This window comes from Prochlorococcus sp. MIT 0701 (genome assembly GCF_000760295.1).
GTDB lineage: Bacteria > Cyanobacteriota > Cyanobacteriia > PCC-6307 > Cyanobiaceae > Prochlorococcus.
Window position 1 is genome coordinate 1 of sequence record NZ_JNBA01000023.1, and the last position, 16868, is coordinate 16868.

Here is a 16868-nt window from a genome sequence, read left to right on the forward strand (position 1 = left end):
AGCTCTTGATCGAGCAGTTCAGTGTTGTTGTAGTCAGTGTTGAAAGTAGTCATTGTTTTAAAGGTGATAAGTGTGTGAATTGTGTTGGGTTGTTTTCCCTCGACTCCTACAAGATCTCAGACTTTCTGGTGAAAACTCCTATTTCTTTCTGGTGGAGAGAGCAGGGGTTACTGGTGAAAAGCTGGTGAAGCACTTAGCACTTCCCCTGCAGCGCCTCTCACAACTAGATCAATCCCTTACAAGCAATTTAAACACTGTATCAAGCAAGCAATGTGACTTCAGAAAAGCCAATTCCTGCAACCAGAAAAAATGTTGACATCAGCTGCCCGGAGTAAATCTCAGGGAAACTAAGACAAACTCTCAACTGTAGCGATATTACTTATTTAAAGCTGAAACAGCAACTCGAAAGATACAGTGGATGCAGCATTCGTAGTAATGCTATACAGAAAAGAAGCCTCCTCCAAGAGGCTTATATTGGTCGCTTCAGCTAGGGGATCTATTGACCAACAAGCTTGAGCAACTAAAAAAGATAGCGAATTGAGGCCCAGCTATTCAATAGCCAAAAGCGAATGTCACGCAAACCATTAAGCAAGTTGATTAGTCATTAAATCCTGCCAATATTTTAAATATTCACACCTGTTCATCAACCGCTTTCAAATCAATACTGAACTGACTCCCCTCCCCAACTATGGATTTAACCGTTATAAAGCCGCCCATAGCATCTACAAGCATTTTCACAATCGACAGTCCCAAGCCGGAGCTTGAGTCACCATCACGTAGAGATACTCCTTGAGCACGTTTAAATCGTTCAAAAATGATCTCAAGTTGATCTTCAGGGATACCCTGACCATAGTCAATGACAGAAATCCGCACGATATTGTCTAAAGGCATGATCTTTAACTGAACCTCGCCCGACTCTCGTGAATATTTAACAGCATTTCCAATTAGATTTTCAAGACACTGCACTAAGCGATCTGAATCTCCTCTGGCAAATACTAATGAGACTTGGTCAAGATTGTCTTTGATCAAATTTGGGAAGGCCTTTCTTGATAGCCGAAGTGCTTGATCGCATGATTGTTTAACATCAATAATCTCCTGCCTAACCGTAAGCTGATTATTGTCTAAACGACTCAGATCAAGCAAATCACTCAACATCCTATTAAGGCGTAAGGTTTCACCATTTGCGATCAAAAGCGAATCCTTAAATGGTTTGTCTAGATCAATTGCACGCTTTAATACTGATTGGATGAAACCCGATATAACTGTTAAAGGAGTACGAAATTCATGGGATATAGTGGAAGCAAATTGCTTTTGATTTAATGCTGATTGGCGTAATCGTTCAATCATTTTATTGAATTCAACTAAAATTGGCTGTAGCTCCGTGGGCCTACCCGAAACAGTTAATTCTGCAGAATCAAGATGATTTAACTGGATCGATGCAATGTCTTCTTTGATCCTTCTAACGGGTCGGAATATTAACCAGAGTGCTACAAGTAAAAACGCAGAGAGTGAAAACATCATCATTAGCTCAGAAAGCAACTTAGTTCGAGCAAGTTGCTTGATCAATGGCATCTCATAAACCGGTCTTATATATACAAGATGTCCTGTTTGCGGGCCGCCACTTAGCTTTACAGCCATGACAGCGATAGGATTGACTACGCCGTCAGTAACAACCGCAAATCCTGTGTTAGAAGCGATAGCAAGCCTTGAATATCTTTCAAGTTCTTTATTAGAGTAAAAAGCATAAGTTCCTTGTAGAGCCTGATATCCAGCACTGCCAGCTATTAAAAAAGTTTTTTCATCTCCTGGCAGGATTTCTGGAAGAAAAGACCGGTAATCCTCAAGCGAGCAACAGCGTATGGCCTCTACTTCCGTTAATTGATCAAGACGTTCTGAAATTAAATTCAATGGGCCTATAATCTGACGTTCAAGTTTTTGTTCAAGATAATTTTTTAAAAAAGCTGCTCTCAATTGTGTAGAAACCGCAATACTAATTAATGCCTGGCTTGAAATCAATAAAAAGATAATCAAAAACAAGCGACGGACTATAGACCAGCTTCTACGAGAAGAGGCTGATTTTGTTGAAAGCATTCTGCTCATGATGTTTGCCCATAGTCTTTATTACAAGTGGGTAAGCGACCAGATTTCTGAATTAATTTGTCAATCTCGAGATTAATATCCGCCGGGAATGAATCGGTTGGCAGATCAAAGCCTGTATAACCCCAAACATCGAGAACAATCTTATCTCTTACTCGTTTAGAGTTAAGAGATAAGATTGCTTGTTTGACGAGTTCAATATTGGCCCTTTTAGTTTCATCTATATCTCTAGCCTGCGCTATAATATAAGCATTACGCTTGGGTTCACTTTCCCACAATTTTTTGACTTTTGACTTAATACTAGAGGGTACATTCCTTAAAGGGTCCGGATGATAGCTATGGAGAAATGCAAAGTCAAAAAATCCCGTAGCAACAAGTGACGGCAAATTCGATACGATTGGTTCATTATTACAATGAGCAAGATCTGTAATTACAAGACTATTCTTCTGCATCTCTAGAAGAGGGTGCATAAAGGATGAGCCTGAAAAGCGGCTGCCAAAGCCAACACGTTTGCCGTGCAAAAGGGGAAAAGGGGTATTCTTTGCCTCGCCCGGGTTTAGAGCCTGTTTTTGCTTAGGAGCTGTAGTTTGCTGATTAGTGATTAAGATGTTTCTCATTGAAGGCTTCTGAATTGCAATCGGAACTGCTTCTGGATTGTTTTTTAAAATCTGATAGCCTCCGTAAATTCCAACATTTATCAAATCAACATCACCATTCCTAAACAGCGCATAACTATGCGCATAGTTTATGGCCGGCACATATGCAATCTTTAACTTTGTCATATCTTCAAGATATTGTATGAGAGTTGCCATCTTTTTATTTTTATACTTTTGCTTCTCGTATGGTTCTTCAGTAAGCCTGATATCAAACTCTTGGGTTTCTTTGAGTTCTGCTGAAGATGTAAGAGAGCTTGAGGATTTGCATGAAACAAGGCAAAGAAGCATAATTCCTGCCGCAAGGATTGACTTGGCCTTAAGACCAGGCATTGACTCAAAGTTGCTCCACATTTCATTTTAGCCTCTTTATGCAGCTTTTTTATTTAATTCACAAATTATTGCCAGTGCTTCAAGCCAAGTTTTTGGCAACACTGAGCAATCCACGGCAAGAGCAAACCTTCCGGACGAGGAGCAGGCAGGCATTCACTAGAACTTCTGCCAGGCTAGCCGTGCTGTGAACTATGAAACATTGAAATTAATGTCGCGATAGTTCCATCAGTTAAACAATGACTGTTTAACTTGCTTAACTAGAAAGTCCAACCATAGCCATGAAAGAAGTCTGTTATTATAGCGATTAAAGCAGTCTGCATTCTAATAGGTTTTGCAATGGGTCTGGAAAGTCAGATTATTGAAATACTCATACATCCCTATCCTTTATGCCAACATGCGCCAGTCAAAAAACAATCTCCTTCTCAACACCGAGAATATAATTACTCTTTTTAAATAAATCTACTTGCACCCACTGGTCATTTGGCTATAATTGAATAAGATTTAGGCTTTGAAATTGCATGGACCAAGGTCAGACAATTTTAATTGCCGATGATGAAAAAAATATCCTGACGCTCCTTGAAATGGAGCTCAGTGCCGAAGGCTATAAGGTCATCAGCTTTTCAGACAGCACGCAAGCCATGGCTTGCCTCCGACAAGGGGAAGTCGATCTTGCCCTTTTAGATTGGAATATGCCAGTAATGTCAGGTCTGGATATCTGCAAGCGACTGCGAAATACAGGCCAGTTCGTTCCTGTGATTATTATCACAGCACGAGATGAAATGGACGATCAAATTGCTGCATTAGATTCCGGTGCTGATGACTTCATTTCCAAACCTTTTAATATAAGAGAAGTGCTCGCTCGTGCCAAAGCTCTACTTCGTAGATCTAAAGGTGTTTCTTCTGATCTTCTTGTCGTAGGTGAGCTGAAGCTAAATGGAGTTGAAAGAACCTGCTCTTACAAAAGTCAAGAGCTTTTACTCACTGTCAGAGAGTTCGACCTTCTGGAATGGTTTATGCGCAATCCCAGGCAGGCCATCAGTCGCACCAAACTCATTGAGAATGTATGGGGCTATGATTACTTTGGAGATGATAATGTTGTCGATGTATACGTGCGCTATTTACGTCGCAAGCTTGAAGAGATTGATCCGGAAAGAATTATTCAGACCGTTCGTGGTGTTGGTTTTGCTCTAAAGTTTAATGAATAGAGGATTCCAAAGAGCAAGTAGCACGAATCCGGCTATCTACCAATTACTCAAAGAGAATATACTTGGCCAGCCATAAGATGGCTAATTTATGCAGCATATTTAATATCACAATTCCAAAAAGCTAAAATTAATACCAAGGCCTCAAATACGAGTGCTTAAGCTAGGTTTGCTTGGTATTCCGCCATGGCCTTAAACCGCTTGAGCGGGCCTTGTGGACACTTCTGGGAGGCCAGGTATTTCTCAACGCCGATCCACCCAAAAGATCACCTGCGAATGCTGAATACCTTGCGGACTATCCATGCCAATCCAAAGGCTGCAGGAATCAGAAAAGGGTTTTATGACCCCTATTCCAACTATGGGCATTGCGGCAGGTTGGAATGTAATGGCATCAGTGAGTGGCATCCAAGCTTTCTGCAGCTGGCATCAAGCCTGAAAGCTTGTTCCAAACGGTATGCGCGGTTCTGCCAGAACTACCGGCACCAAAGCAAAATCGGCTCAAGGTGCCATTGGGGCTCAAGGATGCTGAAACGACTGGTTGAAAAAGGCAGAGGCAGACAAAGCAGGAAGAACCGGATTTCACCAGGACAGCAAAAATTACCCTTTGCCTTTGATATTAGTCTCAATCAAATTCCAGACGAGTGGTATCAAGTTGTGGTGAGATTTAGAAAAGCCAATGGCATCCGCGATGGTGATATGAGAATGCTGCTTTCATGAATAATTTTCGCAATGAATGTCGCAACAATAGGGCAAATAACTACATTGCTAGAGGAATTAAACACAAAGGCAGCATTCACTGTGCCTGAGTTTTAATGCAACTTAGATTTTAAATAAACCGATCCAACCAAGCCAACTCTATGCTCAGATCGTGCCAGGTATTGAACCGCCAATGAGCTGCTTTTATGAGAGCTTTGATTGGATATTAAATCCCAGACAGGCCAGTACTATTGAGCGTTTTCCCAGCCGCCATTTTTATCATACCCTGGGTTACAGTGCCACTCGCCCGTTTTTTCCCAGAATCCCGTTTTTGCCCCACCAGCCGTCAAGGAAGTTTTAAATATCGTCAAGCCAGTTCGTTCGCTCCCCATGAAGGAACCGATTAACTTGCCGTCGAACGGACTCAACAACTTACACTTCGCTTTTGGATCTGTTGCATCATGAACGCGAATATTTCTGTTTTTAACGCTTTCAGATAAGGCTTGAATGGTTGGTTTTTGCCATGCATTTTTCTTGGTTTCTGCAGCTGAACTATTGCTACCAAAGCGATACTCAATGTTGCCTGAAACTCTGGTTTCAAATGCTTCGTCATAGGAAACATTGATTCCTGCTGTTAAACCATCAGCGATTAGATAATCCAGCCCCACCTGTACGCCAGAACCATCTGCTTCTCCTAGATCACCACTTTGGTAGTAGTAACCAACAGAGGCATTAAGATCAGGCGTGATGAAATAACCAACATCAAGCCCATAAGTATCAAGAGCGCCACCGAGATAACGACTATTGAGCCGCTGCTCTGTATCACCAACAGGGATTAAGGCATAGGCATTGAAGTTCCAGGTATCGGATACAGCTTCTAGACCTGCTGCGATCTGCTGGAAGAAGGCACTTTCCTTGTTGTAGAGCGTGACACCTGAATCAGCATTACCTGTATTCATCGGTCTGCTGTCATAGCCGCCGTTAATGCCATACATCCAGCTACGGTCACTATTCAGCCAGCGGTAGCCAAGTCTTGATGAGGTGCTGATCGTGGTTCCAGCAACCTCTGTATTGACGATGCTGCTGGTGCCGTCGTAATCAGCAAAGTTTGCATTGAGCAGAACATCAGCAAAGAACACACTGTTCTCGCCAACAGCAATTGGAAGGAACCCGCCGATACCTGCTTGATTCGGCGTGCCTGCTCCTTGCAGTGCGCCTTGAAAACCCCAGTTGAATTTGACCGCATCCTTGAGGTTGATCTCCATCACCCCCAGATCTGCTGCACTGCCGTCTTCTTGAGCAGCTAATGGTTGGATGGGAGTACTGGCTAAGGCAAGCGCGGCAGCACCAGTGAGCGATAAGGAAAGGCGGAGGGAACGCTGCACTTGGATTGAACGCTTAGAAGGTCAGCTCATAGTGCTTTAAAAACTGAGTTGCAGAGCAGAGCCTGAGGCAGTCGCTTGGCTGGCAAGCAAGAGAAAATACCTAGATCACAACCCTCGCCTCAGCGACTGCCGGCAGCCATCACTCAAAGCTGATTGCCTAGTTTCTCTGCCACGGTGTTGACATCCTTATCGCCGCGACCAGAGCAATTGATCACCACTTCTGTTCCAGCGGCGAGAGTGGGGCAAAGCGTCTCTAACCAAGCAAAGGCATGGGCTGTCTCCAGGGCAGGAATAATTCCCTCTAATTCACTCACCAGGCGCAAGGCATCCAAAGCCTGCTGATCGGTCACCGCGGCATACTCCGCCCGACCAATCTCACACAAGTAGCTGTGTTCTGGACCAACTCCCGGGTAGTCGAGGCCGGCACTAATCGAATGCGCTTCTTGCACCTGACCTTCATCATCCTGGAGCAACAAACTCATCGCTCCATGCAAGACGCCTACTCGACCTTCGGTGATTGTTGCTGCATGACGACCAGTTTCAACACCATCACCAGCGGCTTCAACTCCAATCATGCGCACAGAGCGGTCCTGCACGAAGGGATGAAACAAACCCATGGCATTGGACCCTCCACCAACGCACGCCAAAAGAACATCAGGCAATCGACCGAAAGCCTCAGCACACTGCTGCCTGGCCTCCTGACCGATCACGGCATGAAAGTCCCGAACAAGCATCGGATAGGGATGGGGACCAGCCACCGAACCAAGGATGTAATGGGTGCTCTCCACATTGGTGACCCAATCACGAATCGCCTCACTCGTCGCGTCCTTCAGCGTGGCCGTGCCTGCGGTTACAGGCTGCACTGTGGCTCCAAGCAGACGCATGCGGAACACATTCAAAGCCTGACGGCGCATGTCCTCAGCGCCCATGTAAACAACACACTCGAGGCCAAAGCGTGCACACACTGTGGCCGTCGCCACTCCATGTTGACCCGCACCGGTTTCGGCAATGATCCGCTTTTTACCCATGCGTAACGCCAACAGGGCCTGACCCAAAGCGTTATTGATTTTGTGGGCACCTGTGTGATTGAGATCCTCACGCTTCAGCCAGATTCTTGGCCCCCCATCAGGGCGGCAGTAATGAGCTGTGAGTCGCTCGGCCTCATAGAGCGGCGTCGCCCGGCCCACATAGCTACGCAGCAACCGATCCAACTCAGTCGTGAAGGCAGGATCTTTCCATGCCTGCGCAGCTGCTTGCTCCAGTTCAGCCAAGGCAGGCATCAAGGTTTCGGGCACGTACTGGCCCCCATATCTGCCAAAACGCCCCTGGGCAGAAGGTCGCGCACTCACAGCGAGGTCCGCATCTTTGGGCTGAGAGGGCAGAGTGCTGGTCACCGGTACGCCAGGCAAGAACGACACCACCCTAGGAATCGAAAGAATCACCCCAAGCAGCAAAGAGTGCTTTCGTTTGAAGCCGCAAAGTTAGAGGGAGTCTTTGCCAGCCAACTCAACTGCGCCAAACGCGCGAGGCATTGAGAATTGCCAGCAAGGCAACTCCTACATCAGCAAAGACAGCCGACCAAAGAGTCGCCGCACCAAAGGCAGCAAAGGCGATGAACAGCCCCTTCACGCTCAGCGCCATAGCGATGTTTTGCAAAACAATCCGCCTGGTGCGCTTGCCGATATCAATCGCCTTGGCGACCTGAGAAGGGGCATCGGTCATGATCACCACATCAGCGGTCTCAATGGCGGCATCAGAGCCGAGTGCTCCCATCGCCATGCCTACATCAGCGCGAGCAATCACCGGTGCATCGTTAATACCATCGCCCACATACGCCACCGTGCCCCCAGCTTGATGGGCGCTGCGCAGCGCGCCATCGAGTGCAGCAACCTTCCCTTCAGGCAACAGATCAGCGCGAAAGCCATCGAGACCAAGCTGATCGGCAATGATTTCAGCCACTGGATGGCTATCGCCTGTGAGCATGGAAACTTCAATTCCACGCTTATGGAGAGCGTTCACCGCATCAACAGCATCCGGCTTGATGGCATCTGCAATCAGGATGCGGCCGCTGTATTCACCATCCACCACCACATGCACCACGGTGCTGTCCACTGCACAGGCCTCATGGACGATGCCATCGCGATGCAGCAATCGATCATTACCAATCAGCACTGAATGTCCGTTCACCTCAGAACGAATGCCATGGCCTGGGATCTCCTCTACCGCGGCGATTCTGGATGAATCAATCGGGGCTGCATAGGCCTGCTTGATCGATTGAGCCACTGGATGTGTTGACTGTGACTCCGCCATGGCGGCCAATCCCAACAGCTGCTGCTCTGAGAAACCATTGGCCGAGATGACTTGCGAAACGCGAAAGCTGCCCTGAGTCAATGTGCCCGTCTTGTCGAACACCACCCTTTTCACCTTGCTAAGGGCATCGAGAAACATCGATCCCTTCACCAGAATTCCCTGCCGCGCAGCACCGCCAACCCCACCGAAATAGCCGAGGGGAATGCTGATCACCAAGCCACATGGGCATGAGATCACCAACAACACCAAAGCGCGATTCAGCCACTCAATTGGATTGGCCTGCACAACTAAAGGAGGCACGACCGCCACAAGCAGTGCCAAAGCCACCACGATCGGCGTATAAACGCGAGCAAAACTGGTGATCAGCTTTTCGGTAGGAGCCTTGCGACTGGCAGCGCTTTCCACCAGTTGAAGAATCTTGGCCACAGAGGATTCTTTCAATGGCCTGATCACCTGCAGCACCAAAGCGCCCGACTGGTTGATCGTTCCGGCCAAAGCCTTATCACCCAATTGAACGGCTCGTGGTTGCGATTCACCAGTGAGGGTCGAGGTGTCCAAACTTGAACGCCCCTCCACTACATCCCCATCCAAAGGCACCTTCTCACCAGGCCGAACCAACACCTTGTCGCCAACCTTGACACTGTTGGGATCAACCTCGATGAGCTGATCACCAACCATCAGATTGGCCCGATCAGGTTTGACTTGAAGCAAGGCCTGAATAGAGCGCCTGGAACGCCCAACCGAATAGCCCTGGAACAATTCACCAATCTGAAAAAACAACATCACAGCCACTGCCTCTGGCAGTTCGCCGATACAGATCGCGCCAATCGTTGCGATGCTCATTAAAAAGTTTTCATCAAATAGCCGACCTCGCAGGATGTTGCGACCAGCCGTATTCAGCACACCCCAACCACTAATCAAATAGGCGGGGATCATCACGGCCAACTCAACCATGCGCCCCATGGGCCCTGCCCAAGCCAGGCCAATAACGAACAGGCTGGCGGCCGCTGCGATTGGAATCAGCTCTCTACTCAAGCTGAATTCCTTCGCGTTAGCGCTGCAATCGTTGTTGCAGCAACCATCCAGCAGAGCATCACCAGCAGCCATCGAATCGCGGAGTTGCATCTGATCCCCTCGAAGATGGCATGCAGAAACACCAACCCCCGTACATTCACAACATTGGCGATCAAACAATGCCCCGAGGTGGCTGGCAAGAATTCACAGGCCCAGGTGGTTTTTCAGGACAATCCAGCGCGATGGAGCGCCCCGATATCAGCCAAGCAAATCCCAAGGAGCAGCAAGCTGTGCGGGTGCAACGCACACGCGGAGGCAAGCGTGGCAAAACAGTGACCCAGATCACTGGGCTGGCACTCCCCGCCACAGAAGCCAAAGCGTTGCTCAAGCGCCTTAAGGCCCTGGCTGGCACAGGCGGAACAGTCAAAGACGATCTACTCGAGCTACAGGGCGACCAGGTGACCCTGGTAATGGACTTCCTGCAAAGAGAGGGCTTCCGTCCCAAACAAGCTGGTGGCTGAAAGGAGCTGACAAATCAGCTAGGCGGAATGGAGAATGGCAGCCCAATCAAAACCAAGACCATGAGCTCTGCCCCGCAAGGAGATACAAACCCCAAGGGCACGAACATTGTCTGGCATGAAGCCTCGGTAGACCGTCAATCGCGAGCACAACAACGCGGCCACCGCAGTGCAATCCTCTGGTTCACTGGCCTATCCGGTTCCGGCAAGAGCACCCTTGCCAATGCAGTGAATGCGGCACTGTTTGAGCAAGGTCTTGCCACCTATGTATTAGATGGCGACAACATTCGCCATAGCCTCTGCAAAGACCTCGGATTCTCCGACTCAGATCGAGAGGAGAACATTCGCCGCATCGGCGAAGTCGCCAAGCTCTTCCTCGATGCCGGTGTCATCGTGCTCACCGCTTTCGTCTCCCCCTTTCGAGCTGACCGTGACAAAGCCCGCAAGCTTGTTGATGTTGATGATTTCATCGAAATCCACTGTGCAGCGGACCTGAACATTTGCGAAGAGCGAGACACCAAAGGGCTCTATGCCAAAGCCAGGGCAGGCGAGATCAAAGATTTCACCGGTATTTCAAGCCCCTATGAAGACCCTGCATCACCCGAACTAAAAATCAATACCGGTGAACACAGTCTGGAAACTTGCGTTGAGATCGTGCTCAAGACTCTGCTGGATCGAAAGGTAATTCCCGCCAAGCATCAACCAGTGTCTTAATGCAACTCGCCACGGGAACGGCCAGCAATAACCCCAAGAGCTGACCAAAACCAAATAATGCTCCTGTTCTGGCACCAATCGGCAGAGCAATGAGCAACCAAGCAGGCTGCAAGCCAACGATGCTTCCCATCAGGCGCGGTTGGATCACTTGATCCACGATCTGACCAACAGCAATCGCAGCGGCCAGAATCTCTAGACCCATGCGGGGGTCCTGTAATGCGAGCAATGCACTAACACCAACAATCGTGAGCGCACTGGCGTAGGGGATCAAAGTCGTAAAACCAATTAAGACCGCAAATAACACTCCAAAAGGAATGTCCAGCAAAGTAAAAACAGCGATTTGACCGCCGCTAAGAATCAATGCAAGCAAGACCTGCCCGGCAAAATAACCACGGAATGTGCCCGTGATGGTATCCACCACAAGCTCCCTCCATTGATCCGGCAGCCAACGAGCCAGCCCAGCAGTGATTGGATCGCCCCCCAGCAAAAGAAACACTGCCAAGACAAGCACCAACAACGTGTTGATGGTGATGCCAAGAGTGGCGCCAAGAATGCCGAGTAATTGCTGACTCAACTGAGTAGCCACGCCGCTAAGTCGTGTCAGTAGATCACTACTGAAGTCTCCGAATTCACTTGGCAATCCCCGACCCGAAGCCCATTCCTGCAGCCGACTCACCCAGCGTTCTGCAGCCACAAGCCAGCCGGGTAATTCATTGATCAACTGGCCAAGCTGATCAATCAGACGGGGCACCAAAGCAACGCCCGCCAACACCAACAAGCCCACCGTCAAGACTGCCACCAGAGCGATGGCCAACCAACGGGACAGTCCGCGCTGATTCAACCATCGACTGGGAATATCTAGCAAAAATGCAATGAGCGCTGCCGTGACAAACAGCCCAGGGAACGGAGCTAAAGGCAGTAGTAACTGACGCAGCACCCAAAGATTGAGGGCGAACAGAGGCAAAACCAGACTGAGCCGCAACCAGATAGGGAATACCAATGGCCCAAGCATCAGAGAACTCTCATTGAGATCCTCAGCAGATCAGTCGCTGGCGCAAAGCTTGGCTCCTCGCAAAGAAGCCTGCCACCAAAAGGCAAGCCAGCAGGCAATCCCAACAAACTTAAAGCCCTCTTCAAACAACTGCACCGTGGCGTAGCCAATGGGTAAAGACTCCTGGAAACGATCACTCAACACCGAGAGGCCCAAAAGCAAGGCCGCCGCCAAGAAAGCCACACCATCAGCCTGGAGCACAAGCTGACGAAAGCGCAACAAAATGATCACGGCAAGAACGGCATAGAGGATGTAGTAAGAGCCCTCGTGCCCTAAAACGTGGCGATCATGCAGCAAGAAGAGATCGTCGAGGCAAAGCGTGGTGGAGAAGATTCCTCCTACGAGCAGCAGCTGACGCCAACCACGCTGAACAACCAATCCCGAGAAACAAGCAAAAAAACTAATCGCCGCAGCCGCAGCCCAAAGCAGAATGCCCAAATTGGAAAGCATGCCCACACCAATTGGGTATTTACAGGTCTGCATCAGGTCACGCACAACCAACCCGGGCTCAATGCCAGCGGCAACCGCAAGGGCGAGGACGACGACATAAACGATCAGAGCCGGAACAACGGCAAAAGCCAGAAGGCGGGCCACTGGATGACTGAGCATCAAACCTCAATACGCAATGATCAAGCCGGGACCATACCCATGGCTTCATCGGAGTTGATCAGTTCCAACAGGACCGTCACATCTGCCCCAAATAAGCCTCACTGCCAAGCTCCAACAAGCGAGCATCCTTGGCTACCACGGCATCGTGAAGATCCTGGCGGTAGGCCCTCAACCGCTCTGCAAGCTGTGGATCACAGATCGCCAGGATCTGAGCCGCCAGCAAGCCAGCATTAAGCCCTCCACCAATCGCCACTGTTGCCACAGGGATTCCCCCAGGCATCTGCACAATCGAATGCAGGGAATCCACCCCGGAAAGAGCCCTGCTCTGCACAGGTACTCCAATCACTGGCAGCGTGGTGAGTGACGCCACCATGCCCGGCAAATGAGCAGCACCGCCGGCACCTGCCACGATCACCTTCAAACCTCTCTGATGAGCCTGCTGCGCAAAGGCCACCATCTCAAGGGGCGTACGGTGCGCGGAAAGCACACGCACCTCCACCTGCACACCGAACTCCTCTAAGACGGTGACAGCCGGTTGCAGGGTTGGCAAATCAGAATCACTACCCATCACCACAGCCACCTGCGGCGGCGATTCAGCAGCTGCCAAAGGCACAGGCAGAGAAGCAGAGGTCACGATGAATAATGACGACAATGCCATGGTCCCGCACTAGCACCACCTGGCCACCTCCCATGCATCGGATCACCCACATCCGCCTGCCCAAACCTCTAAACGCCATAGACACCAAGCTGTGGTGGTTGGCCGTAGATGAGCACGAGCGGGTGCTCAGTGTTCAACCCATGGCAGATGGCTCTGCCATGGACGGGGAGAGCTGGCAGGGCGACTGGATCAGCCCCATGGGCATCGATCTACAAATCAATGGAGGGCTGGGATTGGCCTTCCCCGAGCTCACCGCCAAAGACATTCCCCAGCTCCTGAAGCTGCTCGACAAACTCTGGCAAGACGGTGTACAGGCAATCTGCCCCACGCTTGTGAGCTGCGGGGTAGCAGCCCTGCGTCAATCTTTAACGGTGCTGCATGCAGCCCGAGAACAACACTGCCCACAACGCTGTGAACTGCTAGGGGCCCACCTTGAAGGCCCTTTTCTGGCAACGGCACGCCACGGCGCCCATCCCCTGGAGCATCTCTGTGCTCCGAGCCTAAGGGCACTGGATGAACGCATTCGCGGTTTTGAACAAGACATCAGTCTGATGACCCTGGCTCCAGAACTGCCCAGATCATCTGAAGTGATTGAACGACTAAGAACCCTAGGCATCGTGGTATGCCTAGGGCACTCGAACGCAGATGGGGAAGCATCTGCCGATGCCTTCTCCCAGGGAGTGGGAATGCTGACCCACTCTTTCAATGCCATGCCCGGTCTTCACCATCGTGCAGCTGGCCCAGTTGGGGAAGCCTGCATTCATGGAGAGATCGCTATGGGACTGATCGCCGATGGCGTTCATGTTGACCCCACCATGGCGGTGCTATTGCAAAGACTGGCACCACAACAGCTGGTACTTGTGAGCGATAGTCTCGCTCCCTACGGCCTCAAAGATGGCAAGTATCGCTGGGATGAAAGGGTTCTGCTGGTCGAAAAAGGAACCTGTCGCCTGGAAGATGGCACTCTGGCAGGAGTCACACTGCCCCTCCTGGAAGGAAGTCGACGTTTAGCCACTTGGAGTGGTGAACCTGCCGCGGCCATCTGGGCTGCCACCATGGCCCCTCGGCAGGTGATGGGCAATCGCCGCACACTGGATGAGCTACTTGTGAATCAGCCCTTAACAGACTTACTCCGCTGGCAGTGGAAACCAGATACTGAAGAGCTGATCTGGAAGCATGCTGCTTAAGATCCCGATCGTCTGAACCCAACTCAATGGCCATGGAACAGCGCCAAGAGCTCAAACAGGCTGAAAAAACTGAAGTGGCCAACTACTTCAACGGAACAGGATTTGATCGCTGGAATCGCATCTACAGCGAAAGTGATGACGTCAATAAAGTGCAGCGCAACATCCGCATCGGCCATCAAAAAACGGTGGATGATGTGCTCGCCTGGCTTCAGGAACGCGGTGATCTGAGTGCCATGAGTTTCTGCGACGCCGGCTGCGGGGTAGGAAGCCTCAGCCTTCCTCTGGCCGCAATGGGGGCTGGATCGATTGCCGCAAGTGACATTTCCGCCGCCATGGTGGCCGAAACCAAACGCCGTGCTGAAGATGCGGAGCTGGATCTAAGCCGACTGACCTTCACCACCTCCGACCTCGAAAGCCTGCAGGGCTGCTTTCACACCGTGATCTGCCTGGATGTCTTCATCCACTACCCCCAACAGGCAGCTGAAGAGATGGTCCGTCACCTATGCGGACTCACACAAGAAAGTTTGCTGGTGAGCTTTGCCCCTTACACCCCTCTACTAGCGGTACTCAAACGCATTGGCCAGCTGTTCCCAGGTCCTAGTAAAACCACTCGCGCATATACCCTTCGCGAAGACGGCATCATCAAAGCAGCAATGGGCTGCGGATTCGAACCCATCCGCAGCAAACTCAATCAGGCTCCATTCTACTTTTCACGACTGATTGAGTTCAAGAAAAGTTAAAATTACAGCCAAATCCTCTGGCATAAGCAATAGAGAAAGACAATATCTATTAAACTCAATCAAGCTTGAATTGGTTGAACAAATTAATATCAACCACGACTGCATCTCCGGGCTCAACAAATGCGGTGCCCACCATTCCAGTGTAAGAACCACCCTCGCCAATGACGGAAAGCCTATGGCTCTCAGGAAAGATGTTGGCAAGCACAAGATCAATAGCGCCGGATTGATTAATAGCTTTCCACTTGCTAGCGTTTAAACCGAGAGAACCCAGGCCTCGCAACTGAAGATTGCCTTTCTTCAACCTAAAAGTTCCCTGAAAATGGGTCACAAAAGTCTGCTGCCGATCATGGCCCAAAGCCTGCCTCATCACAATCTGCTCAACAGCATAAAAGGTTGATTGCGACTGAGCACAAGCAGCATCCTCAGAAACATTAAAAACATACGTCATATGATCTCCAACTGAAATTTGTCCGTCCTGATTTGCATCAGAGAAAAACGTAGATTTTATTTTGCAGACTAATAATTGCAGATCCAATCTTTCAGGCTGCAACACTTCATGCTGGCGCACAGAATTCAAAGAGCAGCCTGCAATTCCCATCAAAGAACATGCAATCAGCAACCCACGCTTCAACATCAACAAGTCACGAGCTCTTGGGGATTCAACGATCACCCTAACTGGTAAAATAGGCGCCGCTTATCTTTCCGTCTCCATCTGGAGGTGCCGCGGCGAGCAGGCTGTGAAGCCATGCAGATGGTTGCGGTAGGGCACATCCAGAAGCCTGTGAGCATGAAGACAATAACCACCATCACCTGGTGTTGCTGCTGATGAAATCTGCCCATCAAAGCCATATAAAGGATCTCCAATCAAGGGCGAACCAATCGCTGCCAGATGGATTCGGATTTGATGCGGACGCCCAGTTTGAATTGCTACCTCCAACAAATCTGCATCCGAACGTCGCTCCAGCAATCGCACAGTTGACAAGGCTGTAAGAACACGAGATTCAGACTGCTTTGAATCATGTTGAAGGGATGAATCAGCAGCAACCCAAACCTGGCCCACCATGGGGTGAGCAGTCTGCACAATCGGGACCCTGATCGTGGCAACCTCATCGCAATGGACATTCAGATTGCGGTGCGCCAAAGCGCGATAAATCTTCTTGCAGCCTTGATCACCGGCAGTGGCACGACGAAACATCGCTGAGAGTTTCGCTCGAGTCTCCCTTTGCCTAGCGCAGATCAACAGTCCCGATGTGAACCTTCCCAGGCGATGCACCGGCCGTGGCACCTGAGACTCCCCAGCCAGCTGACAACGACGTTGCAGCAGCCCCGTAAGCGTGTGATCAAGGAACCCCCCACCTGGGATCACCGGCAACCCTGAAGGTTTATTGACAACCAGCAGATCGCCATCATCAAAAATCACCTCCCAGCTCGCCGGAACCGCAGCTTCCAGCCATGGAGGGCGCTGCCAAGACACCTGATCACCTGAGGCGAGCAGCTGATCCAATCGCACCAGCTCGCCATTCAGCCGAATCTGCCCAGCCTGCAAACGCTGTTGCCATACATCGCGACTCGAGTGGGTGTAATGAACCGCAAGCAGCTCCACCAACCCTCGACCAGCATCCACAGCAGCAATGCGTTGGCTGTAGGTCCAGCCATGGTTGAAGCTGGCTGAAAGCCAATCCGCATCAGACACGCCATTGC

At 50.1% G+C, this 16868-nt stretch carries 16 protein-coding genes and 1 pseudogene; 7 read left to right on the top strand and 10 right to left on the bottom strand.

The features are described 5' to 3' along the window. On the top strand, positions 1-188 hold a 188-nt coding region (locus EV12_RS14445), incomplete at its 5' end, for a hypothetical protein (RefSeq protein ID WP_036912948.1). Between the two features lie 442 nt (positions 189-630). On the opposite strand, the gene EV12_RS05270 is transcribed toward EV12_RS14445, so the two are convergent. Both EV12_RS05270 and EV12_RS05275 read right to left on the bottom strand, forming a co-directional pair. Continuing rightward, positions 631-2100 (bottom strand): sensor histidine kinase, encoded by a 1470-nt coding sequence (locus EV12_RS05270; RefSeq protein ID WP_241466463.1) that lies wholly within the window; start codon positions 2098-2100, stop codon positions 631-633. Then, positions 2097-3083: a PhnD/SsuA/transferrin family substrate-binding protein gene (locus EV12_RS05275; RefSeq protein ID WP_036931202.1), complete on the bottom strand. Its 987-nt coding sequence runs from the start codon at positions 3081-3083 to the stop codon at positions 2097-2099. The genes EV12_RS05270 and EV12_RS05275 overlap by 4 nt, the downstream gene beginning before the upstream one ends. 518 nt (positions 3084-3601) lie before the next feature. Between EV12_RS05275 and EV12_RS05280 the strand changes: the two genes are divergently transcribed. Next, positions 3602-4288 carry a response regulator transcription factor gene (locus tag EV12_RS05280; protein ID WP_036912953.1) on the top strand — a complete coding sequence of 229 codons (687 nt, stop codon included), beginning with the start codon at positions 3602-3604 and terminating at the stop codon, positions 4286-4288. A 165-nt stretch (positions 4289-4453) separates the two neighbouring features. Beyond that, positions 4454-5002 (top strand): annotated as a pseudogene (locus EV12_RS13165) (transposase); the annotation flags it as partial. A 227-nt stretch (positions 5003-5229) separates the two neighbouring features. Here EV12_RS13165 and EV12_RS05290 read toward each other — a convergent pair. From EV12_RS05290 to EV12_RS05300, 3 genes are all read right to left on the bottom strand, one after another. Next, positions 5230-6366: a carbamoyl-phosphate synthase gene (locus EV12_RS05290; RefSeq protein ID WP_241466464.1), complete on the bottom strand. Its 1137-nt coding sequence runs from the start codon at positions 6364-6366 to the stop codon at positions 5230-5232. 143 nt (positions 6367-6509) lie between these two features. Beyond that, positions 6510-7760, bottom strand: coding sequence for a tryptophan synthase subunit beta (trpB, locus tag EV12_RS05295; RefSeq protein WP_036913042.1), 1251 nt, complete (start codon positions 7758-7760; stop codon positions 6510-6512). A 112-nt stretch (positions 7761-7872) separates the two neighbouring features. Continuing rightward, entirely contained in the window at positions 7873-9783 is a 1911-nt protein-coding gene (locus EV12_RS05300) for a heavy metal translocating P-type ATPase (protein WP_036913045.1), read from the bottom strand. A gap of 86 nt (positions 9784-9869) precedes the next feature. On the opposite strand from EV12_RS05300, the gene EV12_RS05305 reads away from it, so the two are divergent. After that, entirely contained in the window at positions 9870-10211 is a 342-nt protein-coding gene (locus EV12_RS05305) for a translation initiation factor (protein WP_036913047.1), read from the top strand. A gap of 60 nt (positions 10212-10271) precedes the next feature. Continuing rightward, positions 10272-10922 carry an adenylyl-sulfate kinase gene (cysC, locus tag EV12_RS05310; RefSeq protein ID WP_193742157.1) on the top strand — a complete coding sequence of 217 codons (651 nt, stop codon included), beginning with the start codon at positions 10272-10274 and terminating at the stop codon, positions 10920-10922. On the opposite strand, the gene EV12_RS05315 is transcribed toward cysC, so the two are convergent. The 3 genes from EV12_RS05315 to purE all read right to left on the bottom strand — a co-directional run bounded on the left by EV12_RS05315 (position 10867) and on the right by purE (position 13240). Further along, the gene (locus EV12_RS05315; RefSeq protein ID WP_036912959.1) at positions 10867-11934 is read right to left on the bottom strand and encodes an AI-2E family transporter; all 1068 of its coding nucleotides are present in this window, start codon (positions 11932-11934) and stop codon (positions 10867-10869) included. The two genes, cysC and EV12_RS05315, sit on opposite strands and share 56 nt — an antisense overlap. Before the next feature lie 30 nt (positions 11935-11964). Next, complete coding sequence (locus EV12_RS05320) at positions 11965-12582, bottom strand: hypothetical protein (RefSeq protein ID WP_036912962.1); 618 nt, start codon at positions 12580-12582, stop codon at positions 11965-11967. A 76-nt stretch (positions 12583-12658) separates the two neighbouring features. Next, entirely contained in the window at positions 12659-13240 is a 582-nt protein-coding gene (purE, locus tag EV12_RS05325; protein ID WP_255327582.1) for a 5-(carboxyamino)imidazole ribonucleotide mutase, read from the bottom strand. Between purE and EV12_RS05330 the strand changes: the two genes are divergently transcribed. Beyond that, positions 13225-14427, top strand: a complete 1203-nt coding sequence (locus EV12_RS05330; RefSeq protein WP_081939845.1) for an N-acetylglucosamine-6-phosphate deacetylase — start codon at positions 13225-13227, stop codon at positions 14425-14427. The two genes, purE and EV12_RS05330, sit on opposite strands and share 16 nt — an antisense overlap. A gap of 26 nt (positions 14428-14453) precedes the next feature. Beyond that, positions 14454-15167, top strand: a complete 714-nt coding sequence (gene bchM / locus EV12_RS05335) for a magnesium protoporphyrin IX methyltransferase (RefSeq protein ID WP_036912967.1) — start codon at positions 14454-14456, stop codon at positions 15165-15167. 55 nt (positions 15168-15222) lie between these two features. On the opposite strand, the gene EV12_RS05340 is transcribed toward bchM, so the two are convergent. After that, positions 15223-15837 carry a hypothetical protein gene (locus EV12_RS05340; protein WP_036912970.1) on the bottom strand — a complete coding sequence of 205 codons (615 nt, stop codon included), beginning with the start codon at positions 15835-15837 and terminating at the stop codon, positions 15223-15225. A gap of 24 nt (positions 15838-15861) precedes the next feature. Next, positions 15862-16860 (bottom strand): pseudouridine synthase, encoded by a 999-nt coding sequence (locus EV12_RS05345; protein ID WP_241466465.1) that lies wholly within the window; start codon positions 16858-16860, stop codon positions 15862-15864. Between the last annotated feature and the right edge of the window lie 8 nt (positions 16861-16868).